General features: G+C 72.9%; 25 protein-coding genes. 13 read left to right on the top strand and 12 right to left on the bottom strand.

All coding sequences use genetic code 11. The annotated features are described in order from the left end of the window. Window positions 1-6: 6 nt before the first annotated feature. The 9 genes from OUY22_RS04935 to OUY22_RS04975 form a co-directional block, all read right to left on the bottom strand. Window positions 7-1,068, bottom strand: coding sequence for a hypothetical protein (locus tag OUY22_RS04935; protein ID WP_270153536.1), 1,062 nt, complete (start codon window positions 1,066-1,068; stop codon window positions 7-9). Window positions 1,069-1,073: 5 nt separating this feature from the next. Then, window positions 1,074-2,069, bottom strand: a complete 996-nt coding sequence (locus OUY22_RS04940; RefSeq protein ID WP_270153538.1) for a cupin-like domain-containing protein — start codon at window positions 2,067-2,069, stop codon at window positions 1,074-1,076. Continuing rightward, window positions 2,044-3,129, bottom strand: coding sequence for a diaminopimelate epimerase (locus OUY22_RS04945; protein ID WP_270153539.1), 1,086 nt, complete (start codon window positions 3,127-3,129; stop codon window positions 2,044-2,046). Before OUY22_RS04945 ends, OUY22_RS04940 begins: the two co-directional genes overlap by 26 nt. A gap of 2 nt (window positions 3,130-3,131) precedes the next feature. Next, window positions 3,132-4,064, bottom strand: a complete 933-nt coding sequence (locus OUY22_RS04950) for a TauD/TfdA family dioxygenase (RefSeq protein ID WP_270153540.1) — start codon at window positions 4,062-4,064, stop codon at window positions 3,132-3,134. An 89-nt stretch (window positions 4,065-4,153) separates the two neighbouring features. After that, window positions 4,154-6,292, bottom strand: coding sequence for an excinuclease ABC subunit UvrA (locus OUY22_RS04955; RefSeq protein WP_333486602.1), 2,139 nt, complete (start codon window positions 6,290-6,292; stop codon window positions 4,154-4,156). Window positions 6,293-6,449: 157 nt separating this feature from the next. Next, window positions 6,450-7,637 carry a cytochrome P450 family protein gene (locus OUY22_RS04960; RefSeq protein ID WP_270153542.1) on the bottom strand — a complete coding sequence of 396 codons (1,188 nt, stop codon included), beginning with the start codon at window positions 7,635-7,637 and terminating at the stop codon, window positions 6,450-6,452. Next, window positions 7,634-8,410 carry a VOC family protein gene (locus tag OUY22_RS04965; RefSeq protein WP_270153543.1) on the bottom strand — a complete coding sequence of 259 codons (777 nt, stop codon included), beginning with the start codon at window positions 8,408-8,410 and terminating at the stop codon, window positions 7,634-7,636. The genes OUY22_RS04960 and OUY22_RS04965 overlap by 4 nt, the downstream gene beginning before the upstream one ends. Continuing rightward, entirely contained in the window at window positions 8,407-9,330 is a 924-nt protein-coding gene (locus OUY22_RS04970) for an SDR family NAD(P)-dependent oxidoreductase (RefSeq protein ID WP_270153545.1), read from the bottom strand. Before OUY22_RS04970 ends, OUY22_RS04965 begins: the two co-directional genes overlap by 4 nt. Continuing rightward, the gene (locus OUY22_RS04975) at window positions 9,327-9,575 is read right to left on the bottom strand and encodes an acyl carrier protein (protein WP_270153546.1); all 249 of its coding nucleotides are present in this window, start codon (window positions 9,573-9,575) and stop codon (window positions 9,327-9,329) included. The genes OUY22_RS04970 and OUY22_RS04975 overlap by 4 nt, the downstream gene beginning before the upstream one ends. 145 nt (window positions 9,576-9,720) lie before the next feature. On the opposite strand from OUY22_RS04975, the gene OUY22_RS04980 reads away from it, so the two are divergent. From OUY22_RS04980 to OUY22_RS04995, 4 genes are read left to right on the top strand one after another with little or no spacing between them, the layout of a single operon-like run. Continuing rightward, window positions 9,721-10,128, top strand: coding sequence for a nuclear transport factor 2 family protein (locus tag OUY22_RS04980; RefSeq protein ID WP_270153547.1), 408 nt, complete (start codon window positions 9,721-9,723; stop codon window positions 10,126-10,128). Beyond that, a complete protein-coding gene (locus tag OUY22_RS04985) occupies window positions 10,125-11,576 on the top strand; it encodes an NDP-hexose 2,3-dehydratase family protein (RefSeq protein WP_270153548.1) in 1,452 nt (483 codons plus the stop codon). Before OUY22_RS04980 ends, OUY22_RS04985 begins: the two co-directional genes overlap by 4 nt. A gap of 7 nt (window positions 11,577-11,583) precedes the next feature. Then, window positions 11,584-12,867 (top strand): activator-dependent family glycosyltransferase, encoded by a 1,284-nt coding sequence (locus OUY22_RS04990; RefSeq protein WP_270153550.1) that lies wholly within the window; start codon window positions 11,584-11,586, stop codon window positions 12,865-12,867. Between the two features lie 51 nt (window positions 12,868-12,918). Further along, window positions 12,919-13,662: an SDR family NAD(P)-dependent oxidoreductase gene (locus tag OUY22_RS04995; protein WP_270153551.1), complete on the top strand. Its 744-nt coding sequence runs from the start codon at window positions 12,919-12,921 to the stop codon at window positions 13,660-13,662. Between the two features lie 95 nt (window positions 13,663-13,757). On the opposite strand, the gene OUY22_RS05000 is transcribed toward OUY22_RS04995, so the two are convergent. Both OUY22_RS05000 and fabG read right to left on the bottom strand, forming a co-directional pair. Then, window positions 13,758-14,705, bottom strand: a complete 948-nt coding sequence (locus OUY22_RS05000) for an aromatase/cyclase (protein ID WP_270153552.1) — start codon at window positions 14,703-14,705, stop codon at window positions 13,758-13,760. 16 nt (window positions 14,706-14,721) lie between these two features. Continuing rightward, window positions 14,722-15,504, bottom strand: a complete 783-nt coding sequence (fabG, locus tag OUY22_RS05005) for a 3-oxoacyl-ACP reductase FabG (RefSeq protein ID WP_270153553.1) — start codon at window positions 15,502-15,504, stop codon at window positions 14,722-14,724. Between the two features lie 191 nt (window positions 15,505-15,695). On the opposite strand from fabG, the gene OUY22_RS05010 reads away from it, so the two are divergent. From OUY22_RS05010 to OUY22_RS05030, 5 genes are read left to right on the top strand one after another with little or no spacing between them, the layout of a single operon-like run. After that, window positions 15,696-16,061, top strand: a complete 366-nt coding sequence (locus OUY22_RS05010) for an antibiotic biosynthesis monooxygenase family protein (protein WP_270153554.1) — start codon at window positions 15,696-15,698, stop codon at window positions 16,059-16,061. Next, complete coding sequence (locus OUY22_RS05015; RefSeq protein ID WP_270153555.1) at window positions 16,058-17,317, top strand: beta-ketoacyl-[acyl-carrier-protein] synthase family protein; 1,260 nt, start codon at window positions 16,058-16,060, stop codon at window positions 17,315-17,317. Before OUY22_RS05010 ends, OUY22_RS05015 begins: the two co-directional genes overlap by 4 nt. A gap of 5 nt (window positions 17,318-17,322) precedes the next feature. Further along, window positions 17,323-18,513: a beta-ketoacyl synthase N-terminal-like domain-containing protein gene (locus tag OUY22_RS05020; RefSeq protein WP_270153557.1), complete on the top strand. Its 1,191-nt coding sequence runs from the start codon at window positions 17,323-17,325 to the stop codon at window positions 18,511-18,513. Further along, complete coding sequence (locus tag OUY22_RS05025) at window positions 18,510-19,535, top strand: ketoacyl-ACP synthase III family protein (protein WP_270153558.1); 1,026 nt, start codon at window positions 18,510-18,512, stop codon at window positions 19,533-19,535. Before OUY22_RS05020 ends, OUY22_RS05025 begins: the two co-directional genes overlap by 4 nt. Before the next feature lies 1 nt (window position 19,536). Continuing rightward, window positions 19,537-20,544: an acyltransferase domain-containing protein gene (locus OUY22_RS05030; protein ID WP_270153559.1), complete on the top strand. Its 1,008-nt coding sequence runs from the start codon at window positions 19,537-19,539 to the stop codon at window positions 20,542-20,544. Here OUY22_RS05030 and OUY22_RS05035 read toward each other — a convergent pair. Then, window positions 20,522-21,382, bottom strand: a complete 861-nt coding sequence (locus OUY22_RS05035) for a class I SAM-dependent methyltransferase (protein WP_270153560.1) — start codon at window positions 21,380-21,382, stop codon at window positions 20,522-20,524. The genes OUY22_RS05030 and OUY22_RS05035 overlap by 23 nt on opposite strands. 120 nt (window positions 21,383-21,502) lie before the next feature. Between OUY22_RS05035 and OUY22_RS05040 the strand changes: the two genes are divergently transcribed. From OUY22_RS05040 to OUY22_RS05055, 4 genes are read left to right on the top strand one after another with little or no spacing between them, the layout of a single operon-like run. Then, window positions 21,503-21,940, top strand: a complete 438-nt coding sequence (locus OUY22_RS05040) for an ester cyclase (RefSeq protein ID WP_270153561.1) — start codon at window positions 21,503-21,505, stop codon at window positions 21,938-21,940. Then, a complete protein-coding gene (locus tag OUY22_RS05045) occupies window positions 21,940-22,980 on the top strand; it encodes a methyltransferase (RefSeq protein WP_270153562.1) in 1,041 nt (346 codons plus the stop codon). The genes OUY22_RS05040 and OUY22_RS05045 overlap by 1 nt, the downstream gene beginning before the upstream one ends. Beyond that, window positions 22,977-23,909 (top strand): alpha/beta fold hydrolase, encoded by a 933-nt coding sequence (locus tag OUY22_RS05050; RefSeq protein ID WP_270153563.1) that lies wholly within the window; start codon window positions 22,977-22,979, stop codon window positions 23,907-23,909. Before OUY22_RS05045 ends, OUY22_RS05050 begins: the two co-directional genes overlap by 4 nt. Next, the gene (locus tag OUY22_RS05055; RefSeq protein ID WP_270153564.1) at window positions 23,906-25,159 is read left to right on the top strand and encodes a cytochrome P450 family protein; all 1,254 of its coding nucleotides are present in this window, start codon (window positions 23,906-23,908) and stop codon (window positions 25,157-25,159) included. Before OUY22_RS05050 ends, OUY22_RS05055 begins: the two co-directional genes overlap by 4 nt.

Genomic DNA, 25,159 nt, shown 5'->3' on the forward strand with positions numbered 1-25,159 from the left:
GCTCCTCTAGTGGTAGGCGGGACCGCGCAGCAGGTAGCCGAGCTCGACGCCGCTGGAGTCGATGTGCGGGTCGGTGGAGGTGAAGGCGGCCACGGTCAGCCCGGCCCGCCGGAACAGCTCGTCCCAGTAGGCCTTCCTGGCCAGGCGCTGGCGGGTGAAGTAGTGGATGAGGAAGTACGGGTTCCAGAAGTTCCTGGCCACGCCGTGCCGCATGACGGCCGGGTTGGCGATCTCGTCGCTCACCTCGATGACCACGACGTTGATCCGGGGGAACCGGGAGACGACGCCGCGCAGCAGCCCGAGCACCGCCTCCTCGCCCTCCTGGGCCAGGATCTCCTGCAGCACGTAGCCGAGGACGATCAGATCGGGCCGGCAGTCGGCGGGCGGGTCGCGCAGGAAGTCGGTGGCCGAGGCGTTCACCAGCCGGACCCGGTCGGCCATGCCCGCCCGCTCCACCAGGCCCACGGCGGCGCGGTAGCCGTCCGGGTCGGGCTCGACGCCGACGGCCCGCAGGCCGGGGACGGCGGCGGCGAACTCCGTGAGGTACAGCGCGTTGCCGCAGCCGAGGTCGAGCAGCTCGCGGGCGTCCACGCGGCCCTGCTCCAATAGGTCGAGGGTCATCGGCATGCCGTCGTAGCGGCTGATCTCGCAGCTGCCCACGCTCACGTGCTCGCCGTCGCGGGTGCAGTCGGGCGCGCCGCGGGTGAGGGCGCCGCCGATCTGCTGGATCGTCCCGGCGTACCCGCCGATGAGGAAGGTGTACCAGGCGCGGAACTCGTTCAGGCCGCGCGCCTTGTCGGTCAGCGCGACGTGGTCGTCCTCCACCCGCACGATGTCCTCGTTGGCCAGGTAGAGCAGGAAGCCGCGCAGCCGGTCGGCGGCCATGGACAGCTCATCGGCCAGGGCCGGGATCGGCGTCGGCGAGCGGCCGGCCAGCGCGTCGTAGAGGCCGGTGTCGAACAGGTGGTGGACGCCCACGGCGAGGAAGTGCTCGCTGATCGGGCGGATCGCCTCGACGAGCCGCAGCTCGAAGGAGGAGTCCACGGTCGTCTTCAGAGGGCTGGACATGATGGTCACCGCGGGCTCCTCGTTCGGTCGGCGGACGGGTCGTTCTCGCGGGAGAAGTCGCCCCAGCGCAGCAGGTCGAACAGCCGCTTGCCGGTGGACGGCGGGCTGAAGAAGAACGTCGTCTTCTCGCGGCGGCGCAGCAGGCCGTGCGCGAGGAAGTCGCGCGCGGTGGCGGCCCAGTATCGGGGGCCGCTCCGCAGCAGCAGCGAGGCGTAGTCGGACGCGGTCATCGGGGGGCCGAACCAGTGGTTGACGGAGACGGACGGCGTCCGCGACCTGATGTCGTGCCAGCAGCCGCGCGGCATGTACAGCACGTCGCCGGGTTCGACGGTGCCGGCGTAGAAGGTGGCGTGGCGCAGCCGGGGGAACCGGTCCAGGTCCGGTTCCATGACGTCGACCTGGCTGTTGACGAGGTTGCCGGGGAACGGGTAGACGTCCCGGGCGTGCTCCCACGGCACCAGCACCACGTGCTTCTCGCCCCAGATCTGGCAGAAGAAGTTGTCCTTCAGGTCCGAGTGCAGCATCGACCGGGTGCCGGCCGAGCCGATCCACACCCGGGTGTCCGTGCTGTACGGCAGGTCGCCGGTGAGCGGCGCGAAGTCGTAGTCGTGGGCGGGGAACAGCTCTGCCGCCCTGGTGTAGGCCAGGTAGCAGGGCGAGTCCGCGGAGGTGGCCAGCATCTCGTGGACGAACTCGGCGAACGGGAGCGTCCGCTCGTAGTTCCGCTGGTCGTGGGGGAACAGCACGCCGCTGGCCGGCAGGTTCATCAGCGCGGTGACGGTGCGCCCGCCGTGCGTGACCGCCAGGTTCTCCGGCGTCCACCGGGTACGGGCCGGCCAGGAGTCGGTCAACCCGGGGAACACCATCGGGCCCGAGCGGTCGGCGATGGCCTCCCGTACCGCCTCCGGCGCGGGGTCGTCGTGGCGGGGCAGCCGCCGCACGTCGAGGCCGGCCTCGCGGAGCTTGGCGGCCGGGTCAACGTGCTGTCGCAGTGAGCGCATGGCTGAGGTCCTTCGCGGATCGGTTGCTGGGTGTCTGGGTCGCCCAGGCGTACGACGTCCGGGGAACGACGCCGACGCAGACCAGGCGCGGCTGACCGGTCACGACATATCCGGTTTCGGTGTTCGTGACGGTGAGGGCGGCGTCTGGCTGGTACCAGCGGCACCGGTGCGGCCAGAACGTGATCTCGCCCTCGGGCAGCAGCCCGAGCTCCCGCCCCACGTGCGCCATCGCCACCGTGCCCGAGCCGCAGGCCAGCGTCTCGCAGTTGATCGCGCGCTCCCACGTGCGGTACTCGACCCGCCGCCCCTCGACGCGGGCGAAGTTGAGGTGCACGCCCTGCGGGAAGAGCTCGCGGTAGGAGCGGTTCACGTGCGTGCCGATGTGGTGGGCCAGCGCGACCGACTCCTCGATGGCCGGGCCGTCCGGCTCGCCGAGAGCGCCCCGCGCGTCGATGAACAGGCGCTCCGCCAGCTCCTCCGGCAGGCCGTGCCCGACGAACAGCGCCAGGTGGGGCTCGCCGCTGAAGGTCAGGTAGCCGCCGAGCTCCCCCACGCCGGGGACGTCGAGGCCGGTGATGTGGTCGATCCCGTCGGCCGGCGGCGGTCCGCTCCTGTTGATCAGCTCCGCCGGAACCGGCCGGGTCCGGCCCATGTCGACCCAGGCCCCGCCGTGCCCGTCGCCCCCGGCGTCGTCGTCCGCCGGGCCTTCAGCTGTGCCGACCCGCACCGGGCGGGGGCGGCCGGTGGGGAGCTCGGTGAGCACCTCCCACCGGTCGCCGCCGTGCGCCCGCCGCAGCGCGGCGGCGGTGCACAGCAGGCCGTTCCCGCACGACAGCGTCTCCGACCCGTCCACCTCGAAGATCCGGAAGAGGTAGTCGGCCCCGCCCTGCGCCTGCGACAGGTACAGGACGTTGTCGGTGCCGCCGATGCCGAAGTCGCCGTTGAGCGCCCAGCGGGCGAAGGCCGCCCGCTGCTCGTCGTCGGCCAGCGGGGTGACGGTCTCGTCGACGATGATGAAGGTGTTGCCGAACGAGGTGTACTTGGCGAACTCGATGTCCATGGTCACACCGTCGTGGGGAGAGGACCGGTGGCCACCGGCAGCCCCACGTCGCTCTGGATGAGCGACTTGACGCCGGCCGCCAGCGCGGTGGAGTCGTCCGGCAACCGGGTGCCGAACAGGTTCTCGCAGTGCCTGGCCCGCAGGTCACGGTCCTTGCCGTGGTACTCGGCCCGCCGGTGCATCATGCGGTAGTTGTCGATCACCGCGACGTCGCCGGCCGACCAGCCGATCTCGATCTCGTGCTCCAGCGTCCAGCGCCGCACGGTCTGCGCCAGTTCCTCCGGCACCGGGGCGCCGTCGCCGAGCGTCATGCCGTAGAACGTCTGCTCCGTCATCGCCTGGAGCATGGTGTTGCTGAAGCTCTCGTCGCCGTTGGGCGTGGTGACCACGATCGGCGACTCGTAGCAGGTGTAGAGCGTGCCGTCGGGCAGGAACCGGTGGCCGAACCGGGGCAGGGACGCGAGCACCCGCTCGATCTCCTCCCGGCCGGCGGGGCCCGTCGCGAGCCGCCAGGTCTCCTCGGCCCAGTGGCGCTCGAAGCGGAGCGTGTTCGCCCGGCAGAACTCCTGCCAGCGCGGGCTCAGCTCGGCGAGCAGGCGCACGCCGTCGACCGCGCCGGTGGGCGCCCCGCCGTCGCTGCCTTCGAACAGGCACATGAACCAGAGCGCGTCCGGCCTGTAGGGGTTGTAGGAGTCCTCGGCGTGGAAGCCGAGGGCCTCCCCGCCCTCCGGGTAGTGGACGTGGCGCGACCCGGCGCACGTGCCGAACTGTTCGGTGAAGGCCTCGAACTCGGCCAGCGCCGGCTCGTACCCCGTGAAGTAGACGTAGCCGTCCTTCTTCAGGAGCTGTACGACGATCGCGGGGTCGATGTCCGCGAGCCGCTCACCGGGGCCGGCGGCGATCTCGCAGCCAATGGTCTTGGAGAGAATCTTCATTCCACACCTTCCGGATGTTCCGGCCGTCCATCACCGACCAGCATCACCCGGGCCGCTATAGCCGCGATCGAACCCCATTGGTGCACCGCTCAATCGCCGGGCAGGGACTCCCTGAGCGACTCCGCCGTCAGGGAGTCCGTGGCGGCCAGCAGCTCGCGCGGGGTGCCCTCGAACATGATCTCCCCGCCTGACCGGCCGCCCCGGGGGCCGAGGTCGATGACCCAGTCGGCGTTCTTCACCACGTCCAGGTTGTGCTCGATGACGATCACCGAGTTCCCGTGGTCCACCAGGGTGTCGATGATGCCGAGCAGGCTGCTGATGTCTGACATGTGCAGGCCGGTGGTGGGCTCGTCCAGCACGTAGACGGTGCCCGACTTGCCGAGTTCGGTGGCCAGCTTGATGCGCTGGCACTCGCCGCCCGACAGCGTGTTGAGCGGCTGCCCGAGCTGGAGGTAGCCGAGGCCGACGGCCACCACGGACTCCAGCTTTTCGGCGACCTTCGGCTCGGTGAAGAACTCGGCCGCCTCGGCGGCGCTCATGGCCAGCACGTCGCTGATGTTCCGGCCGCGCAGGGTGTGGCGCAGCACCTCCTCGGTGAAGCGCTTGCCGGAGCACACCTCGCAGACGGTGATCATCGGGTCCATGAAGGCCAGGTCGGTGTAGATGACGCCCTCGCCCTGGCAGTTGGGGCAGGCCCCGGCGGAGTTGAAGCTGAACAGCGAGGCGCTGACGCCGTTCTCCCGGGCGAACCGGCGGCGGATCTCGTCCATGACGCCGGTGTAGGTGGCCGGGTTGGAGCGCCGGTTGGTGGTGACGGCGGACTGGTCGACGATCACCGCGTCGGGGTGCTGGGCGCGGAAGACCTGATGGATGAGCGTGCTCTTGCCGGAGCCCGCGACCCCGGTCACCACGGTGAGGACCCCGGTCGGGATCTCGACGGTGAGGTTCTTGAGGTTGTGCAGCGACGCCTCGGTCACCTGGAGGTGCCCGGACGGCCGCCGGAACTCCTCCTTGATCGGCAGCTTCCGCCGCATGCAGGCGCCGGTGAGCGTGTCGGCGGCGTGGAGCCCTTCGACGTCGCCCTGGTAGACGATCTCGCCGCCGTGCCTGCCCGCACGCGGGCCGAGATCGATGACGTGGTCGGCCACCTCGATGACGTCGCGGTCGTGCTCGACCACGAGCACCGTGTTGCCCTTGTCGCGCAGGTGCCGCATCAGCGTGGTGAGCCGGCGCACGTCCTGCGGGTGCAGGCCGATCGTGGGCTCGTCGAAGATGTACGCGACCTCGACCAGCGAGCTGTTGAGATGGCGGATCATCTTGATGCGCTGCGACTCGCCGCCGGACAGGGTGGAGGTCTCGCGGTCCAGGGTGAGGTAGTCCAGGCCCAGGTCGACGAGGTGGCCCAGCCGTTCGAGCAGGTTCCGCACGACGGTGCTCACCTGCGGGGCGGTGATCTCCCTGACGGCCTCGACCAGGGCGTCGGCCTCCAGGGCGGCGAACTCGGCGATGTTGCGTCCGTTGATCCTGCAGGCGAGCACGTCCTTGTTGAGCCGCCGACCCTCGCAGGTGCGGCAGACCGAGACCGAGACCACGCGTTCGAGCGCGGCGCGGTTCTTGGCGCTCATCTCCTCGGGATTCTTGCGCAGGTAGAGGCGGTCGAACTTCTCCAGCAGCCCTTCGTACCTGGAGTTGATCTGGCCGCCCTGCCAGTCGAGGGCGATGGAGCCGTCGGCGCCGTGGAGCAGGGCGTCCCACTCCTCGCGGCTGTAGTCGCCCAGCTTCTTGTCGTTGTCGAACAGGCCGGAGTTGGCGTACAGCTTCCAGAACCAGCCGCCGACGGAGAAGGCGGGGTGGTCGATGGCGCCTTCGTTGAGCGAGCGCGAGGTGTCGAGCAGTTTGCCGAGGTCGACCTGCATGCGCCGGCCCAGGCCCTCGCAGTCGAGGCACATGCCGGCCGGGTCGTTGAAGGAGAAGGCGTTGGAGTAGCCGACGGCTGGTTCGCCGGCGCGCGAGAACAGCAGCCGCAGCAGCGCGTACAGGTCGGTGATGGTGCCGACGGTGGAGCGGGAGTTCCCGCCGAGGCGCTTCTGGTTGATGATGATCGCGGTCGACAGGCCCTCGATGACGTCCGCGTCCGGCTGGCCGTACCGGGGGAGCCGGTTGCGGACGAAGGCGGTGAACGTCTCGTTCAGCTGCCGCTGGGACTCGGCCGCGATGGTGTCGAACACGAGCGAGGATTTCCCCGAACCGGACACTCCGGTGAAAACCGTTATCTGATGCTTCGGCACCTCGACCGAGACATTTTTCAGGTTGTTTTCCCGGGCTCCCGCGATCGTGATGAATGTGGGTCGCATACCTGCCACGTTAGACACCTTCGCGGTCACTTCATGGCCGCAACCAGACAGGCAGTTCCGTGAGCCTCGCTGTTTGCGACCCCGTACGCCCCCAGCGCAACTTCTCGAAAGGCACGGCCAATCGCGCCTCTGGATATTCCTCACGCAACACGGAAATCATGATTTTCGACTCCAGCTGCGCGAGTTGCTCCCCGATGCAGTAATGGGCGCCGTCACCGAAGGTCAGCCGCTTGTCCCCGCTGCGCGCGTTGATGCCCTCGATGTCCACGAGCACGGGCGCGCCCCGGGGCAGCGGCACCCCGTCGATCACCAGGTCCCGCGAGGCGAACCGCCACAGCGTGTACGGCACGGGCGGGTGCTCCCTGAGCATGCGCTCGACGAACTCCGCCGGGTCGGCGTCCGGCGCCAGGTGCCCGGCGAGCGTCTCGGCCAGCAGGAAGCCGAGGAACGACCCGGTCGTGTCGTGGCCGGCGAAGATCAACCCCATGATCATGTAGGTCAGCTCGTCGGCCGAGACGTCGCCGAACTCGGCCCGCGCGCGCTCGTACAGCACCCGCGTCATGCTGTCGGACCGGCCGTCCATCGCCGCCCGCACGGCCCGCCCCAGCAGCTCCTCCAGCGAGGAGGTGTCGTCCTCGGCCTCGCCGGCGGTGCCCAGGGCCATGGCCTTCATCGCGCTGACGGCCTTCCTGGCCGTGACCGGGTCGGTGACCGGGACGCCGAGCAGTCCGCAGATGACCAGCAGCGGGAAGTTGTAGGCGAAGCCGTCGATCAGCTCGGCGGGCTCGCCGCTCGCCGCAGAGGCGTCGGCCAGGTCGCGGAACAGGTTGCGGGCGATGGCGGCGAGCCGGGCGTCCTCGGCGGCCAGCCTGCGCGGGTTGAAGGCGGGCGCGTGGACCCGGCGCAGCCGCCGGTGGTCCTCGCCGTCGACCGCGATGAGCGTGAACGGACGCAGCTCCGGCACGGGGCAGTCGAGGCCGTCCTCGACCCCGTGCCAGCCCTCGGGCGCCAGCGTCGGGTCCTTGACCATCCGCGGATCGGCCAGCACCTCCTTGGCCAGGGCGTAGTCGGTGACCACCCAGGCCGGCCCGCCGGCGGGCGCCTGCGCCCGCACGAGCCGGCCGGCCGCGCGCAGCTCGTCGTGCACGTGCGGCTTGCCGCGCATCGGCTGCACCGGGCAGGCGAACGGGTCGACCCGGAGGACGGGCTCGGCGCTCATGACAGCACCGAGAATCCGGCGCCGTGCGGGTCGACCAGGTCAGCCCGGACGCCCAGCGGGGTCACGGCGGGCGGGTTCTGCACCCGGCCGCCCAGCTCGACGGCCCGCCGCACGGTCTCCTCGACGTCGCCGACGCCGTCGCCGACGCCGACGCCGAACGTGACCGCCCAGTGCGGGCGCACCGCGCCCGTCACGCCCAGCTCCCTGGTGCCGCCCACGGTCCGGCCGGCCACCTGCCACTCCCCCGAGACGGCGGCGAGGCCGAGCGTGTCCCGGTAGAAGGCGGTGGTCCGTCCGGCGTCGGCGGTGACCAGGTCGACCCGGCGCACCGAGCCCGGCACGCCGATCTCCTCGGCGCCCCTCATCCTCAGCGGCTGCCACACGGCGAAGGCCGCCTGCTCCGGGTCGGCGAAGACCGCCATCCGGCCCAGGTCCATGACGTCCATCGGCATCATGATGATCTCTCCGCCTGCCGCCTTCACCCGCTCGGTCAGGGCGTCGGCGTCGTCGGTGGTGAAGTAGACCGTCCAGATGGCGGGCATGCCGTGCTCGCCGTCGCCGTAGGGCCGGTGGTACGGGGTGTCGATCTGGTGGTAGGCGACCGCGGCGACGAGCCTGCCGTCGTGGTGGAAGGTCGTGTAGCCGCCGGCCTCCGGTTCGCTGACCTCGTTCGCCGTCCAGCCGAACAGCCCGGTGTAGAACGTCACGGAGGCGGCGACGTCCGGCGAGCCCAGGTCGAACCAGGAGGGCGAGCCGGGAACGTAGGTGCTCACAAGGATTCCCTTTCACTGACGGCGGCCGCGCTGGCGTCCCACAGGCGCGCGGCCAGGTCGGGTTCGGCCGTCGGTCCCCGGACCGGAGCCGGCCGTCGATCGGCGTAGTAGGCGCCGCGCTCGATCCGCTCGGCGGGCTCGGCGGCCAGCCAGAGCAGCGTGTCGGCGCCCTGCTCGGGGGTGCGCAGGAACGGGTTGTAGCGGAAGTACCAGGAGGCGATCGTGCCCCGGCCCACCAGCGTGCGGACCTGGCCCGGGTGGAAGCTGACCGGCAGCACGTCCGGCCATCTCCTGGCCGCCTCGGCGGCGAAGAGGATGTTGGCCTGCTTGGACGCCCCGTAGGCGCGGCCCGCGCTGTAGCGGCTCCGCTCGCCGTTGAGGTCGGCGGGGTCGAGCCTGCCCTCGGTGTACGCGCCGGACGAGGTGAGGATCAGCCGCCCGCCGGCCAGCCGGTCGCGCAGCGAGCACGCCAGCAGGAACCCGGCCAGGTGGTTGGTCTGGATGGTGGTCTCGAAGCCGTCCACCGTCATGACTCTCGACCGGAACATGCCGCCCGCGTTGGAGGCCAGCACGTCGACGCGCTCGAAGCGGTCGCGCAGCCGGTCGGCCAGCTCGCGGACCTCGTCCAGCCGGGTGAAGTCGGCGCGCAGGCCGTACGGCCGGACGTCGGAGAGCGCGCCCAGCTCGCCCAGCAGCGACGTGAGCCGCGGCTGGTCGCGCCCGACGGCGACCACGTGCGCGCCGCGCCGGGCGAACCCGAGCGCGGCCGCCCGTCCGATGCCCGAGGTGGCGCCGGTGACGACCACCGTGCGGCCGGCGAGCTCACCGGCGGGCTCCCGGTCTCCGGCGGGCCTCGGTTCTCCGGCGGGCCTCGGTTCTCCGGCGGGCCTCGGTTCTCCGGCGGGCTTCTGGGCGGTCACGCGCGTTCCAGGTCGTTGACGAACTCCAGGAACTCCTTCGGGGTGGTGACCTCGGCGAGTTCGCCCTCGGGCAGTTTGCGCCCGCAGGCGCGCTCGACGCGGTGCACGGTCTCGAACACGGCCAGCGAGTCGAACCCGAGCTCCTCGAACGTCGCGGTCGCGAAGTCGTCCTCCAGCTCGATGTCGTCGTCGCCCGCGACCTGGCGCATGGTCTGCTTCAGTTCCTCGAGGCTGAGCTGAGCCATTGTCCTGCCCTTTCGTCCTCGGCGATGCCCGGACCCTCCGGTCCGCCCGCGCCCAGCTTGGCCCCGCGCCGTGCAGTAGCGCTCGAACGGTGATGGACCAACACAAGTCAGGCGGCCCTCTAGCCGGGCCGACGACCGTGGCGGCATGGATGCGCACTATGAGGAGGCGCAGCGGTTCTACGCGCGCCAGATGCAGTTGCTCGACTCCGGAGCCACCGACGAGTGGGCCGGCACGTTCACCGACGACGGCGTCTTCGAGGTCGGCGACACGGTCGTCCGCGGCGCGGGTGACATCGCCGAGGCGGCCAGGAAGACGGCCGCGCAGTTCGCCGCCGCCGGGATCACCCGCAGGCACTGGATCGGCATGCTGGCCGTGCGGCCGCACCCCGAAGGGCTGACCGCCCGCAGCTACGCGCTGGTGCTGGAGATCGCCGAAGGCGGCGACGTGGTGCCGCGGCGCAGCACGGTCTGCGCCGACCTGCTGGTCGGCTCGGCGGACGGCTGGCGGGTCAAGCACCGGCGGATCACCCGGGACGGGATGGACCCGGGATGAGCCCGCACCGGGGTCACGCGATCCGGTCCCGGCCGAACGGCAGGCTGACGGCGCGCATCGTCCGGTCCATGCTGGCCGGCGACTGGCTGGAGGAGTTCTGGGCCTGGTTCGCCGAACGGTCCGAGCGGGCCGCCCACCGGGTGGAGCGGGCCTCGCTCGACGAGCTGGCGGGCTGGAGCCGGGACGCCCGGACGGGCGACTACGCCCACCACAGCGGCAAGTTCTTCCGCGTGACGGGCATCGACGTGCACGTCCCCGGCGCCGCGGTGCCGCGCTGGAGCCAGCCCATCATCGTGCAGCCCGAGATCGGCATCCTCGGCATCCTGGTCAAGGAGTTCGACGGGGTGCTGCACTGCCTGATGCAGGCCAAGTTCGAGCCGGGCAACGCCAACGGGCTGCAGCTGTCGCCGACGGTCCAGGCCACGCGGAGCAACTTCCAGCGGGTGCACCGGGGCAAGGCCGTGCCGTACCTGGAGTACTTCCGCGACAGCGCCCGGCACCGGGTGCTGGCCGACGTGCTCCAGTCGGAGCAGGGGGCCTGGTTCTACCAGAAGTGCAACCGCAACATGATCGTGGAGGTCGACGGGGACGTCCCGGTCGGCGAGAACTTCCGCTGGCTCACCTTCGGCCAGCTGAACCGGTTGTTCGGCGTGCAGAACCTGATCAACATGGACGCCCGCACGGTGCTGTCGTGCCTGCCGTTCACCGGCTTCGACCGGCACCCGCTGAGCGACGCCGCCGAGGACGACTTCCGCCTCGCGCTGGCCCGTTCGTGCAGCAGCGCCGAAGGCAGCCTGCACCCGATGCCGGAGATCCTGAGCTGGATCACCGGCATCAGGGCGCAGTCGGAGGTGACGACCAGGGTGGTGCCGCTCGCGGGGCTGCCGGCCTGGCACCGCGCCGACGGCCGGATCTCGCACGAGAGCGGGCTGTTCTTCGACGTGATCGGCGTCGACGTGGCCGCCGGCTCGCGCGAGGTGACCGGCTGGAGCCAGCCGATGATCGAGCCCATCGGCGACGGCGTCGTGGCGTTCGTCGTCCGCCGGATCGGCGGGGTGCTGCACGCGCTGGTGCACGCCAGGGTCGAGCCGGGTTACGTCAACGTGGTGGAGCTGGCGCCCACCGTGCAGTGCACCCCGGGCAACCTGCGGGCGCTGCCGGCGGCGGCCCGGCCGAGGTATCTGGACACGGTGCTGGACGCCCCCGCAGAGCAGGTGCGGTACGCGGTGGCGCTCTCGGAGGAGGGCGGGCGCTTCTACCGCGCGGTCAACACCTACCTCGTCGTCGAGGCGGACGTGGAGGACGACGCCGACTACCGCTGGATGCCCCTGCACCAGCTGGCCGACCTGCTGAAGCACAGCAACTACCTGAACGTCCAGGCGCGCAGCCTGGTGGCCTGCCTGCAGAGCCTGTCCGCGCCGTCCGTGGCCGCCACGGCCAGAAGGTGAGTCGTCGATGCGAGTCCTGTTCACCACGTTCGCCGCCCCGTCCCACTTCTACGCCCAGGTCACGGTGGCGTCCGCGCTGCGCACGGCCGGCCACGAGGTGATCGTCGCGAGCCAGCCCGAGCTGGCCGACACGATCACGGCGGCCGGGCTGACCGCCGTGCCCGTCGGGCCCGTGCTGGACCTGGAGCCCGAGACGCAGCAGGCCACCTCCAGCTTCGCCGGTGACCGCAATCTGGGCGGGCTGGCCATGAGCAACTCGCGGCACGACCCGTACCCGTGGGAGCGCGCGCTGGGCATGTTCAGCGCGATGACCGCCTTCGTCTTCCAGAACGTCTGCTCCGAGCAGATGATCGACGACCTGGTCGAGGTGGCCCGCGACTGGCGCCCCGACCTGGTGATCTGGGACCCGCTGACGCTGGCGGGGCCGGTCGCGGCCAGGGTGACGGGCGCGGCGCACGCCCGGCTGCTGTTCGGCCCCGACCAGATGGCCCGCAACCGGACGGCCTTTCGCGCCCTGCTCGACGAGCGGCCCGCAGAACTGCGGGACGACCCGCTGACCGAGTGGCTGGGCTGGACGCTGGCCCGGCACGGCGAACGCCTGCGCGAACGGGACGAGGAGCTGGTCCTCGGCCAGTGGACGATCGACCCGACCCCGCCCTCCATGCGCGCCCCGGTCGGGCTCCCCTACGTGAACGTGCGGTACGTGCCGTACAACGGGCGCTCGGCCCTGCCCGGCTGGCTGCGGGAGACGCCGCCGTACCCGAGGAGGGTCTGCCTGACCCTGGGAATCTCGCTGGGCGAGGTCGAGGACGGCGGGACGGTGGCCGCGGGCGACCTGATGGCCGCCGTGGACGGCCTGGACGTGGAGGTGGTCGCCGCGCTCGCGCCGGAGCTGCGGAACCGGCTGGGGACGCTGCCGGGCAACGTGCGCGCGGTCGACTTCGTCCCGCTCGACGCGCTGCTGCCGTCGTGCGCCGGGATCATCCACCACGGCGGCTCGGGCACCTTCATGACGGCGCTGGCGCGCGGTGTGCCGCAGCTGATCGTGCCCGACCTGATGTGGGACTCCAAGGAGAAGACGCTGGCGCTGACCGCTGCCGGGGCGGGCCTGGTCATCGAGGACCAGGAGAAGCTCTCCCCCGACCACCTGCGCGAGCGGATCATCACGCTGCTGGACGATCCCGCCTACGCGGCGGGGGCCGCGCGGCTGCGCGCGGAGATGGTGGCCACCCCGGCCCCGAACGACATCGTGCCGGTGCTGGAACGGCTGACCGCGCTGAACCGCGCCTGAACCGCCCGAACCGCGCTTGAACCGCGCCGAAAAAGAGCTGAGGAGACAGAGATGGACCGGATCGTGATCGTCACCGGCGGCGGGTCGGGCATCGGCCGCGCCACCGCGCACGCCTTCGCCCGGCAGGGGTGCGGCGTGCTGATCGTCGGCCGTGACGCCGGCGCGCTCAAGGAGACCGCCGCCGGTCACGACGGCATCCACCCGCTGGAGGCGGACCTGACGGCGGACGGCGGCCCCGAGAGCGTCGCCGAGGCGGCCGGGCGGCGGTTCGGCCGGGTGGACGTCCTGGTCAACAACGCCGGCGCCGGCGCCTTCGGCGCGCTCGGCACCCTCGACCGGGCCCGGATCGAGACGCAGACCGCCACGAACCTGATCGCGCCGATCCTGCTCACGCAGGCCGTGCTGGAGCCGCTGGCCGCCGCCGAGGGCGTGGTGGTCAACGTCAGCTCCGCCGGCGCGCTCGGGCTGCGCTCCTGGCCGGGCAACGCGGTGTACGGCGCGACCAAGGCCGGCCTGGACCTGCTCACCAGGTCGTGGGCCGTGGAGCTGGGCGCGCGGGGAATCCGCGTGGTCGGGATCGCGCCCGGCGTGATCGACACCGACGCCGGGGTCCGCGCCGGGATGCCCCGCGCCGACTACACCGCCTTCCTGGACGGGATGCGCTCGCGGGTCCCGGTCGGCAGGATCGGCACGCCGGAGGAGGTCGCCTGGTGGATCACGCAGGTCACCGCCCCGGAGGCCGCGTACGCCAGCGGCACCGTGATCGCGATCGACGGCGCCCTGTCCGTCACCTGAGGTCCGTCACCCGAGGCCGTCACCCGGCCCGCACCCGCACGACACGAAGGGAGGCCGCCCGCCACATGGCGGGAGGCCTCCCTTCGTGCGGGGGTTCAGACCGACGCCGTCCGGCGGCGGCTCTCGGCGTACTCCCTGGCCGCGCTCAGCGTCAGCATGCTGTTGCCGCTCAGCGCCTTGCGCGCCAGCTCCCTGGCCTGCGCCACGGTGCCGTCGGGGCCGAGCACCGCGGTGACCGCCTCGTCGGCGATCGCCACCGTGTGCGCCGAGGTGACCACCGCTCCGTCGCCGTCGGGCCGTACCGTCCACCGGCCGGCGTGCAGGGACAGCAGGGGCGGGGTGCGCAGCTGCTTGTAGACGATGAGGTGCTCGGGGAAGCAGACCCGCACCGAGCTCGTGGTGTGCGTCGAGCCGTCACGCGAGCGCGTCTCCATGTCCATCGTCTGCAGGCCGGGCGTCTCCTCCGTCACCGTGATGGCGGCCACGTGCGTCAGCCGTTCGTGCCACAGGTCGCTGCGGTAGAGGAACGCGTAGGCGTCCGCCGCGTCCCCCCGCACCCGTACGGAGTCCTCGAAGGCCAGCAGCCGGCCGGGGGTCTCCACGGCCCGGCGCAGGGCGGCGAGCTCGGACTCGCTGTTGCGGTCGACCGCGTTGGTGATCCAGCTCACCGAGGCGCTGTCGCCGCCGACGGCGCGGAAGTCGTGGGTCAGCCGGACCCGCGTGCTCCCGCGGCCGTCGGGCTCGACGATCCACTCGCCGCCCATCGCGGCCACCGGGTGCGCCGACACCTCCTGGCGGAAGCGGATGCGCCACCGTTCGCGGTCGAACTCCCGCCGGGACGTCCAGCTCTTCGGCTTGCCGTTGGCGGTCGCCCAGATGCGGACGCGTTCCTGCCGGTCGTCGTGGGCGAGCACCTCGACGTGCACGGTCGGCGGGAAGACCGCCGGCCACGCGCCCGCGTCGGCGAGCACGGCGTAGACCGCCGCCGGTTCCGCGGCGACGGTGATCTGGTGTTCGGTCTGGTGGATGGCGGACGTCGCCATGAGCCTCTCCGGTCTGTCAGTAGTTCCCCAGTCCGCCGCAGACGTTGATCGCCTGCGCGGTGATCGAGGCGGCCGTGTCCGAGACCAGGTAGCCCACCATCCCGGCGACCTCCTCCGGCGTGGAGTAGCGGCCGAGCGGGATCTTGTTCTCGAACCGGGTCAGCACCTCCTCCTCGGTGATCCCCCAGAAGTCCGCGTACCGCTGCCGCACTCCCCGCGCCATCGGCGTCTCGACATAGCCGGGGCACACGGCGTTGACCGTGATGTTCGTCTTGGCCAGCTCCAGGCCCAGCGCCTTGGTCAGGCCGACGAGGCCGTGCTTGGACGCCGAGTAGGGCGCGGCCAGCACGACGCCCTGCTTGCCTCCGGTCGAGGCGATGTTGACGATGCGGCCGTGCCCGCGCTCCAGCATGCCGCCGGTGGTGAGCACCGCCTTGGTCACCCGGAAGGCGCCGTTGAGGTTGGTCTCCATGACGTCGAGCCACAGCTCGTCGGCGATCTCGGCGGTGGCCCCGCCACCGCCGCGCCCGGCGTTGTTGACCAGGATGTCGATCGGGCCGTAGCGGTCGCGCGCGGCCTGGACGAGGTCCTGGATCGCGGCGGGGTCGCGCACGTCGCACGTGGTCCCGTCGGCGTCCATCCCGGACTCTCGCAGCTGCTTGACGGTCAGCGCGACCGCGTCGCCGTCACGCGCGCACAGGAACACCCTGGCGCCGCTGTCTCCCAGGGCACGGGCGACGGCGAGGCCGATGCCGCTGGTGCCGCCGGTGACCAGCGCGTGCGGGCCTTGGTCGGACATGAGTTCTCCCTTCGGTGGGCGCCAGCCTCGCACCGGGCGCTCGAATGGCGGTGGACGACCTGGGTTCGACCGGGCCGCGAGAGCGGCGCGGCAGCGTCGTGCCGTACGGAGTCGTGCTGTAAGGACCCGTCGTCCTGTACGGACCCGTTCCTGTACGGACCCGCTGCCGATCGAGGAGCCGAGGAGCCCGCATGCCACACGTCACCTTCGTGAACACGTTCCTGCTGCACGCGCCGGCGGAGGAGTTCGAGCGGGCGTTCGCCGCCACGTCCGAGTTCATGGCCGCCAGACCGGGCTTCCTGTGGCACCAGCTGCTGCGCCCCCTCGAACCCGCCCCGCTCGAACCCGCCCCGCTCGAACCCGGCCCGCTCGAACCCGGCCAGCACGGGAGCCGCTACGTCAACGTGGCCGCCTGGCGGGACGAGGAGTCGTTCCGCGCCGCGGTGACCCATCCCGGCTTCGCGCCGCACGCGGCCGCGCTGCGCGCGCTGGCCGCCAGCGAGCCCGTCCTGTACGAGACGCGCCAGACCCGCACCACGGTCACGGAGCCGGCATGAGCAGGCGCGTGGTCGTCACCGGGCTCGGCGTCGTCGCCCCGGGCGGGGTGGGGGTCAAGGCGTTCTGGGACCTCCTGGTGTCCGGGGTCACCGCCACCCGGGGGATCAGCACGTTCGACCCGTCCCCGTTCCGCTCGCGGATCGCCGCCGAGTGCGACTTCGACCCCGAGTCGGCCGGGCTGTCCGCGGCGGACGCCGAGCGGCTGGACCGGGCGGCCCAGTTCGCCGTGGTCGCCTGCCGCGAGGCCGTCGCCGACGCCGGGCTGCGCATCGACGAGGCCGCCGCGCACCGCGCCGGGGTGGCGCTCGGCAGCGCGGTCGGCTGCACGCAGAAGCTGGAGTCGGAGTACGTGGCCATCAGTCACGGCGGCGCCGGCTGGGAGGTGGACCACACCCTCGCCTCGCGCTACCTCTATGACTACTTCGTGCCGAGCTCGATGGCGGCAGAGCTGGCCTGGGCCACCGGCGCCGAGGGGCCGGTGTCGGTCGTGTCGGCGGGCTGCACCTCGGGCATCGACGCGATCGGGTACGCGGTCGAGCTGATCCGCGACGGGCTGGTGGACGTGATGGTGACGGGCGGCACCGACGCGCCGATCGCCCCCATCACCGTCGCCTGCTTCGACGCGATCAAGGCCACCTCCCCCCGCAACGACGACCCGGCCACCGCCTTGCGGCCCTTCGACCGCACCCGCGACGGGTTCGTGCTGGGCGAGGGCGGCGCGGTCCTCGTCCTGGAGGAGGCCGAGTCCGCCAGGCGCCGGGGCGCGCGGGTGTACGCGGAGATCACCGGTTACGCCTCGCGCGGCAACGCGTACCACATGACCGGTCTGCGGCCCGACGGCGCGGAGATGGCCGCGGCGATCACCGCGGCGCTGGCCGAGGGCCGCTGCGACCCGTCCGAGATCTGCTACGTCAACGCGCACGGCACGGCCACCAAGCAGAACGACCGCCACGAGACCGCGGCCTTCAAACGGGCGCTCGGCCCCGACGCCTACCGGGTGCCCATCAGCTCGATCAAATCCATGATCGGGCATTCGCTGGGCGGGATCGGCTCGCTGGAGGTGGCGGCCGTCGCGCTGGCCGTCGCCAGGGGCGCGATCCCGCCCACCGCGAACCTGCGCGAGCCCGACCCCGAGCTGGACCTGGACTACGTGCCGGTGACCGCGCGGGAGCAGCCCGTCGGCACCGCGCTGACCGTGGGCAGCGGGTTCGGCGGGTTCCAGAGCGCCATGCTGCTGCGCCGATTCGAGGGGTGAGCCTGATGACCGACGTCATGGTGACCGGGGCGGGAGTCGTCGCCCCCAACGGGCTGAGCCCCGGCGACTACTGGGCGTCCGTGCTGAAGGGGCGGAGCGGCATCAGTCCCGCGCCCCGCACCGGCCAGGACGGGCCGCCCTGCCCGCTGAGCGGGCGCGCCGACGCGTTCGTGGCCAAGGAGCACCTGCCCGCGCGGCTGCTGCCGCAGACCGACGTGATGACGCGGTACGCCCTGTTCGCCGCCGACCGGGCCCTGGAGGAGTCCGGGGCCGGGCGAGACGCGCCGCTCGACATGGGTGTGATCACCGCCAGCGCCTCGGGCGGCTTCGACTTCGGCCAGCGCGAGCTGCAGAACCTGTGGAGCGAGGGCCCCGACCACGTCAGCGCGTACATGTCCTTCGCCTGGTTCTACGCGGTCAACACCGGCCAGATCTCCATCCGGAACGACCTGCGCGGGCCCGTCGGCGTGCTCGTCGCGGAGCAGGCGGGCGGCCTGGACGCGGTCGCCCACGCCCGGCGCAAGGTCACCGCCGGGGCGCGGCTGATGGTGGCCGGCGGCATGGACTCCTCTTTGTGCCCGTACGGCATGGCCGCCCAGGTCCGGTCCGGCCGGTTGAGCACCGGCGAGGACCCGGCCACGGCCTACCTGCCGTTCGACCGCCGGGCGCGCGGGCACGTGCCGGGCGAGGGCGGCGCGATGTTCACGCTGGAGGCCGACCGGCCGGACGCGCGCGGGTACGGGCGGATCGCCGGCTACGGCGCCAGCTTCGACCCGCCGCCGGGCTCGGGCCGCCCGTCCACCCTGGTACGGGCCGTCGAGACCGCGCTGGACGACGCGGGCGTGGCACCCGGCGAGGTGGCGATGGTGGTCGCGGACGCCGCGGCCGTCCCCGAGCTGGACGCCGCGGAGGCCGAGGCCCTGGCCGCGGTGTTCGGGCCGCGCGGGGTCCCGGTGACCGCCCCGAAGACGCTGACCGGCCGGCTGTACTCGGGGGCGGGGCCGCTGGACCTGCTGACCGCCCTGCTCGCGCTGCGCGACGGCGTGGTGCCGCCGACCGCGAACGTGACGGACGCCGACCCGGAGCTGCCCGTGGACCTGGTGACCGGCGCGCCCCGGCCGGCTCACGGCACCGCCGCGCTGGTGGTGGCCAGGGGGTTCGGCGGGTTCAACAGCGCGATGGTCGTGCGCGCATGAGCGAGGACCTGTACATCGCCGGCTGCGCGGCCTGGCTGCCCCCGGCCGTCCCGGTCGCGGAGGCGCTGGCCTCGGGCGCGTGCGACGCCGCGCTGGCCGCCTCGACGGGCATGCGCGCGGTGGCCACGGCGGGCAAGGAGACCGGGCCCGAGATGGCGGCGCGGGCCGCCCGGACGGCGCTCGGCCGCGCCGGCGCGGGACCTGGGGACATCGACCTGGTGCTGCACGCGAGCCTGTACTTCCAGGGCCATCACCTGTGGGCGCCGGCCTCGTACGTCCAGCGGGTCGCCGTCGGCAACGCCTGCCCGGCGATGGAGGTCAGGCAGGTCTCCAACGGCGGCATGGCCGCGCTGGAGCTGGCCCGGCGCTGGACGCGTACGGGCGCGCTCATCACGACCGGGGACCGGATGACCCCGCCGGGCTTCGAACGCTGGCGGAGCGATCCCGGCACGGTCTACGCCGACGGCGGCACGGCGCTGGTCGTGTCGCGCTCGGCCGGGTTCGCCAGGCTGCGCAGCCTGGTGACGGTCTCCGACCCGGAGCTGGAGGGCATGCACCGCGGCGGCGACCCGTACGGCGACCCGTCGCCGGACGAGCAGCCCACCGTGGACCTCGGCCTGCACAAGCGCGCCTACGTGCGCGAGAGCGGCGCCGCGGCGACGGCCGCGCGGGTGGGCGCCGGCCAGGAGGCCGCGCTGCGCGGCGCGCTGGACGAGGCGGGGGCCGGCCTGGACGACATCGACTGCTTCGCCCTGCCGCACCTCGGCCTGCGCCGGCTCAAGGCGGCCTTCTTCACCGCCTTCGGGATCGCGCCCGAACGGACCACCTGGCCGTGGAGCAGGCACGTCGGCCACCTCGGCGCCGGGGACCCGATCGCCGGGCTGGACCACCTGGCCTCGGCCGGGGCGCTCCGGCCGGGCGGGCTGTGCCTGCTGGCGAGCGTCGGGGCGGGCTTCAGCTGGTCCTGCGCGGTCGTGGAGATGCTGGACCGCCCCGCGTGGGCGTCGGACGAGAGGACGTGACATGGGTACGGACGCGGTCCTGCTGATGTTCCCCGGGCAGGGCGCCCAGCATCCGCGGATGGCCTGGGGGCTGTACGGCCGGGAGCCCCGGTTCACCGCCGCGATGGACGAGGTCTTCGCGGCCTTCGGCGAGGAAGGCGAGGCGCTGCGCCGCGACTGGCTGAGCGAGCGCCCCCGGGTGCCGCTGGACCACGTCACGCGGGCGCAGCCGCTGCTGTTCGCCGTCGACTACGCGCTCGGCAGGACGCTCCTGGAGCACGGCGTGCGTCCCCGGGTCATGCTGGGACACAGCATCGGCGAGGTGGCCGCCGCCGTCCTGGCCGGGGTCTTCACTTTGTCCGACGCCGCCGCCCTCGTGCGGGAGCGGGTCCGGCTCCTGACGGGAGCGCCGCCGGGCGGCATGCTCGCGGTCTCGGCCGGGGTGGCGGCGCTGGAAGGCGTGCTGACCGAGGAGGTCGTGGTCGCGGCGGTCAACGCGCCCCGGCAGACGATCGTGGCCGGGCCGAGCGGGCCGCTGGCCGAGGTGGAGCGGGCGTTGCGGGCCGAGGGGTTCACCTGCGCCCCCGTGCCCACGCTGATCGCCTTCCACAGCCCGTCGCTCGCCGACACCGTCGGGCCCGCCGTGGCGGGGTTCGCGGCCACGCCGGTGAGCGCGCCGCGGATCCCGCTGTACTCCGGGTACGCGGCCCGGCCGCTGACCCGGGAGCTGGCGGCCGACCCCGAGTACTGGGCGCGGCAGCCGGTGGCGCCGGTGCGGTTCTGGCCGGCGCTCGACGAGATCCTCTCGGCCGGCCCGCCCGGCACCGTCTGCGTCGAGGCGGGCCCCGGCCAGGGGCTGAGCACGATCGCGCGACGGCACGCCGCCGTGCGCCGAGGGCCCGGCACGGTGGTGCCGCTGCTGCCCGCGCGGGCCGGCGGCCCGGACGCGGACAGGGCGGCGTTCGCCACCGCCCTGACCACTCTGACCACCCTGATCGGACCAGCGGTCAGCGGGCGACCCGGGCCGTGACGAAGCGGACGGGCACGTCGATGACCAGCGGCCCGCCGTCGCGCCGCAGCGCCTCCAGCCCGCCGATGAGGCGCTCGCGCAGTTCGGCGGCCTGCGGCGCGGGCAGGTGCTGCCACAGCAGCCGCATGCCCTGGGTGTGCGACCAGTCGACCCACTGCTCGGCCGACGCGGCGGTCATCCGCACCGGCTCGTCGAGCACGGCGACGTCGCAGAAGCCCGCCCGCTCCAGCGTCGCCGCCAGGTCCTCGGGCCGTTCCAGCCAGCTGTTGAACCGGCGCACCAGCGCTTCCGGCTGCCATTCCGGCGGCAGATGACCGAGAAGTTCGCGGGGAATGAGCGGGGTGAACTCGGGAGGCAGGAACGGAAATATCCCGGTCTTGAACACCGGGCTGCTGAAAGCGATTCTCCCGCCTTTCACGAGCAGTTTTCCGTAGCGCGCGAGCGCCGCCGGCGCGTCCGGCAGGAAAATGATGCTGTAACCGCCCTGCACGACGTCGAAGGACCGGTCCGGGAGTTCGGGCCGCTCCCCGTCCATCACCCGCGCCACGGCGTTGCCCAGGGCGCGGGCCTCGATCTCCGCGCGCGCCTCGGCCACCATCGCGGGGGCCACGTCGATGCCCAGCACGTAGCCGCTCGGGCCCACCCGCTCAGCGGCGGGGAAGAGGCTCGCGCCCCTGCCGCACCCGATGTCCAGCACCCGCTCGCCGCGGGCGGGCGCGGCCAGCTCGACCAGTCGCCTGCCCATGGGCGTGAAGAACTCGACGCCCATCCTGTCGTATGTCGCCGCCGACGTGTCGAAGACGTCCGCGACCTGTTTCTTGTACGTCGATGTGTCCACGTTCATCAGTATTCGAGCGGTCCTGGAGAACCGGTCGAGAACGGGTTCAGCCACATTGTCCCCCGCCGACGACAGTGCGAATAATCGAAGAGACATTTCCCCGTGGAAAGCGAGTTCGCCATGAGTCAGCAGATCGACACCGTCCGCCGAATGGTGCGCGCGTACAACAGCGGAGAAACCGGCGACGTCGCCGAGTACATCCACCCCGAATATCTCAACCCCGGCGCCCTGGAGCACTACCCCGACGCGCGCGGGCCGGAGGCGTTCGCGGGCGCGGTCAAATGGCTGAAGTACGCCTTCTCCCCCGAGGCGCATCTGGAGGAGGTCGGCTACGAGGAGAACGGCGAGTGGGTGCGCGCCAAGCTCGTCCTCTACGGCCGCCACGTCGGCAACCTGGTCGGCATGCCGGCCACCGGCCGCAGGTTCGCCGGCGAGCAGATCCACCTGATCAGGATCGTCGACGGCAAGATCCGCGACCACCGCGACTGGCCCGACTACCAGGGCACGTACCGGCAGCTGGGCGAGCCGTGGCCGGAGCAGGGCGGCTGGCGCCCCTGATGAAGGACACCGACGCCCTCAGGACGCTGATCCGCCTGGGCAGCCTGCACACCCCGATGGCGGTGCGGGTGGCCGCCACCCTCCGGCTGGTGGACCGCATCCAGGCCGGCGCGGACACCGCGCGGGAGCTGGCCGCCGAGACCGGCACCGACCCCGACGCGCTGACCCGGCTCACCCGCCATCTCGTGGCGGTCGGCGTGCTCAGCGAGCCCGCGCCGGGCCGTCTGGCGCCGACCGAGGTGGGCCTGATGCTCGCCGACGACCACCCGGCCGCCCAGCGGGCCTGGCACGACATGGACCAGATCGTGGCCAGGGCCGACGTGGGGTTCATCCGGCTGCTCGACGCGGTCCGCGAGGGCCGCCCGACCTACGCCGACGTCTACGGCAGGCCGTTCTACGACGACCTGGCCGGCCGTCCCGACCTGCGCGAGTCGTTCGAGGGCCTGATGGCCTGCGACCAGGACGTCGCCTACGACGCCCCGGCCGCGGCCTTCGACTGGAGCCGCGTCCGGCACGTGTGCGACGTCGGCGGCGGCACCGGCGGCTTCCTGATCGCGATCGCCCGCCTGGCCCCGCACGTGACGGCCACCCTCGTGGAGCTGCCCGGCACCGCGGCCGCCGCCCGCGAACAGCTGGCCGCCGCCGGGCTGGGCGGGCGGACCGAGGTCGTCGAGGCCGACTTCTTCAAGCCGCTGCCGTGCACGGCCGACGTGATGATCCTCTCGTTCGTGCTGCTCAACTGGCCGGACGAGGAGGCCGTGCGCATCCTGGAACGTTGCGCCGAGTCGCTGGAGCCCGGTGGCCGGATCCTCGTCTACGAGCGGGACGACCTGGAGGAGAACGCGAGCAACGAGCTGTTCACCGAGCTCGACCTGCGCATGCTGGTGTTCCTGGGCGGCCGGCTGCGCACCCGCGACGCCTGGTGGGAGCTGGCCTCCCGGGCCGGGCTCGAGGTCGAGTCCGTGCACCGCCTGCCCTCCCCCACCGTCCCCTTCGACCTGTCCCTGCTCGTCCTCGCCCCGGCCGGGGAGGCCCCATGAGCACGCGCCTGATCACCCGCGGCGACGTCACGCTGTGGAGCGAGGACTTCGGCGACCCCGCGGGCTCGCCCATGCTGCTCGTCGCGGGCGGCAACCTGTCGGCGATGTCCTGGCCCGACGAGTTCGTCGCACTGCTCGCCGGGGACGGCTTCCACGTCATCCGCTACGACCACCGCGACACCGGCCGCTCGACCCGGTGCGACTTCCAGAGCCGTCCGTACGGGTACGACGAGCTGGTCCTGGACGCGCTCGCCGTGCTCGACGGGTGGGAGGTCGCCGCCGCGCACGTGGTCGGCATGTCGCTGGGCCACACCATCGGCCAGCTGCTCGCCGTCGACCACCCCGGGCGGCTGCTCAGCCTCACCGTGATGCTCGGCGGCGCGCTCGACGTCGACTTCGACGCCGCGATCGAGAGCGCCGCCAACGGGAGCTCCACCGGGGACGGCCTGCCGCCGCCCACCGAGCGCTTCCTCAAGGTGATCGCGCTCATGTCGGAGCCGGTGGACGGGCCGGAGGGCGAGCTGGAACGGCGGGTGGAGAAGTGGCGGCTGCTCAACGGGACGGGCGTGCCGTTCGACGCCGACGAGTTCCGCCGCCGCGAGCTGCGGGCCGTCGCCCACGCGGGCACCTTCCAGGAGCCGATCACGCACCACCTGATCCCTCAGCCGCCGGTCTCCCGCGGGGCGGAGCTGGCCCGCGTGACCGTGCCCACGCTGGCGATCCAGGCCGGGCACGACCCGGCGGCGCCCCCGCCGCACGCCCGGCACGTCGCCGAGCTGATCCCCGGCGCCCGGGTGCTGGACATCCCGGAGATGGGGCACGCGCTGGCCGCCGCCGTCCACCGGCCGCTGGCCTCGGCGATCGGCGAGCACGCCCGCCACGCCCGCCACGCCGACCGGCCGGCCGTCAAGGAAGGAGCATCACCATGACCACCACCGTCACCGAGAGCGAGCTGGGCCGCCACCTGCTCACGGTCCGCGGCTTCCACTTCGTGCTCGGCGCCCTCGGCGACCCCTTCGCCCGGCTGCTGAACGGGGAGGGCGACGACGCGGCCGCCCTCGGCGCCGAGATCCGGCGGCGCGGCCCGCTCCACCGCAGCGAGCTGGGCGCCTGGGTGACCGCGGACGCCGGGGTCGCCGCCGCCCTGCTGGCCGAGCCGGGCCTGGACACCCGTCACCCGGACGCGGGGCAGGACCACGTACGGGAGAACCTGTGGGAGACCTGGCGGACCTGCCATGTCACCCCGGCGGGCGGGGCGCCGCTCACCCTTCCGCTGGCCGAGTACGCGAGGCTCGCCCGGCTCTGCGACCCGGTGCTGGGCCCCCGCACGGCCGGGGCGTGGCGCGCCGACGTGCGCGGCGCGGTCCTGCCGGTGCTCGACCGGCTGGGCCCCCGGTTCGACCTGGTCACCGACCTGGTCAGGCCCGCCGTCGCCGCGGCCGTGGCGAAGGTGCTCGGCGTGCCGGTCACGGCCGCCGACCTGGCCACGCCGGGGGTCGCCCTCGACGCCGTACTCTGCCCGCCCCGCCTGCCCGTGGCCCTGGAACTGGAGGAGGCCATCGGCCGCGTCCGCGAGCTCGCCCGCGCCCAGGTCGCGGAGCGGGCGGTGGAGCCGCGGGACGACGCGGTCAGCGCCCTGCTGGCCACCGGGTACGACAGGGCCGACGTCGTCGAGGTCTGCCTGCTGCATCTGGTGGCCGGGGCCGAGATCGCGACCGGCGCGCTGACCGGCGCGGTCGAGGCGCTGCTCGGCCGTCCCGGCCAGTGGGCGGCCCTGCGTCGGGACCCGGACCTGGCCGCCCGCGCCGTCGAGGAGACGCTGCGCTGGGCGCCGCCGGTGCGCCTGGTCAGCCGGATCGCCCAGCGGCCGCTCACCGTCGCGGGCCAGGAGATCGAGGCGGACGACCACGTGGTGATCCTGGTGGACGCCGCCAACCGCGACCCCTCGTCCGGCGCCGGTGACTTCGACCTGGCCGGGGAGCCGGGGCCGAGCCTGTCGCTGACCGGTGGCGGATACGAGTCGCTGGTGGCCCCGCCGGCCCGGGTGATCGCGACCGAGGTGCTGCGGGCCGTCGCCGAGCGGCTGCCCGGGATCGAGATCGACGGGCCGCCGCTGCGCCGCATGCGCTCGCCCGTGGCGCGGGCCGTGCTGAAGCTGCCGATGGCGAAGGGAAGATGA

Source organism: Nonomuraea corallina, from assembly GCF_027620315.1.
GTDB classification, from domain to species: domain Bacteria; phylum Actinomycetota; class Actinomycetes; order Streptosporangiales; family Streptosporangiaceae; genus Nonomuraea; species Nonomuraea corallina.

Excerpts from the sequence above, each read along its gene's own strand:
- OUY22_RS04960 (WP_270153542.1), bottom strand. The coding sequence starts at position 7,637 with ATGAGCGCCGAGCCCGTCCTCCGGGTCGACCCGTTCGCCTGCCCGGTG.
- OUY22_RS05025 (WP_270153558.1), top strand. The coding sequence starts at position 18,510 with ATGAGCGAGGACCTGTACATCGCCGGCTGCGCGGCCTGGCTGCCCCCG.
- OUY22_RS04945 (WP_270153539.1), bottom strand. The coding sequence starts at position 3,129 with ATGGACATCGAGTTCGCCAAGTACACCTCGTTCGGCAACACCTTCATC.
- OUY22_RS05050 (WP_270153563.1), top strand. The coding sequence starts at position 22,977 with ATGAGCACGCGCCTGATCACCCGCGGCGACGTCACGCTGTGGAGCGAG.
- OUY22_RS05020 (WP_270153557.1), top strand. The coding sequence starts at position 17,323 with ATGACCGACGTCATGGTGACCGGGGCGGGAGTCGTCGCCCCCAACGGG.
- OUY22_RS04935 (WP_270153536.1), bottom strand. The coding sequence starts at position 1,068 with ATGTCCAGCCCTCTGAAGACGACCGTGGACTCCTCCTTCGAGCTGCGG.
- OUY22_RS04950 (WP_270153540.1), bottom strand. The coding sequence starts at position 4,064 with ATGAAGATTCTCTCCAAGACCATTGGCTGCGAGATCGCCGCCGGCCCC.
- OUY22_RS04985 (WP_270153548.1), top strand. The coding sequence starts at position 10,125 with ATGAGCCCGCACCGGGGTCACGCGATCCGGTCCCGGCCGAACGGCAGG.
- OUY22_RS05055 (WP_270153564.1), top strand. The coding sequence starts at position 23,906 with ATGACCACCACCGTCACCGAGAGCGAGCTGGGCCGCCACCTGCTCACG.
- OUY22_RS05045 (WP_270153562.1), top strand. The coding sequence starts at position 21,940 with ATGAAGGACACCGACGCCCTCAGGACGCTGATCCGCCTGGGCAGCCTG.
- OUY22_RS05000 (WP_270153552.1), bottom strand. The coding sequence starts at position 14,705 with ATGGCGACGTCCGCCATCCACCAGACCGAACACCAGATCACCGTCGCC.
- OUY22_RS04975 (WP_270153546.1), bottom strand. The coding sequence starts at position 9,575 with ATGGCTCAGCTCAGCCTCGAGGAACTGAAGCAGACCATGCGCCAGGTC.
- OUY22_RS04995 (WP_270153551.1), top strand. The coding sequence starts at position 12,919 with ATGGACCGGATCGTGATCGTCACCGGCGGCGGGTCGGGCATCGGCCGC.
- OUY22_RS04940 (WP_270153538.1), bottom strand. The coding sequence starts at position 2,069 with ATGCGCTCACTGCGACAGCACGTTGACCCGGCCGCCAAGCTCCGCGAG.
- fabG (WP_270153553.1), bottom strand. The coding sequence starts at position 15,504 with ATGTCCGACCAAGGCCCGCACGCGCTGGTCACCGGCGGCACCAGCGGC.
- OUY22_RS05010 (WP_270153554.1), top strand. The coding sequence starts at position 15,696 with ATGCCACACGTCACCTTCGTGAACACGTTCCTGCTGCACGCGCCGGCG.
- OUY22_RS05030 (WP_270153559.1), top strand. The coding sequence starts at position 19,537 with ATGGGTACGGACGCGGTCCTGCTGATGTTCCCCGGGCAGGGCGCCCAG.
- OUY22_RS05015 (WP_270153555.1), top strand. The coding sequence starts at position 16,058 with ATGAGCAGGCGCGTGGTCGTCACCGGGCTCGGCGTCGTCGCCCCGGGC.
- OUY22_RS05040 (WP_270153561.1), top strand. The coding sequence starts at position 21,503 with ATGAGTCAGCAGATCGACACCGTCCGCCGAATGGTGCGCGCGTACAAC.
- OUY22_RS04980 (WP_270153547.1), top strand. The coding sequence starts at position 9,721 with ATGGATGCGCACTATGAGGAGGCGCAGCGGTTCTACGCGCGCCAGATG.
- OUY22_RS04990 (WP_270153550.1), top strand. The coding sequence starts at position 11,584 with ATGCGAGTCCTGTTCACCACGTTCGCCGCCCCGTCCCACTTCTACGCC.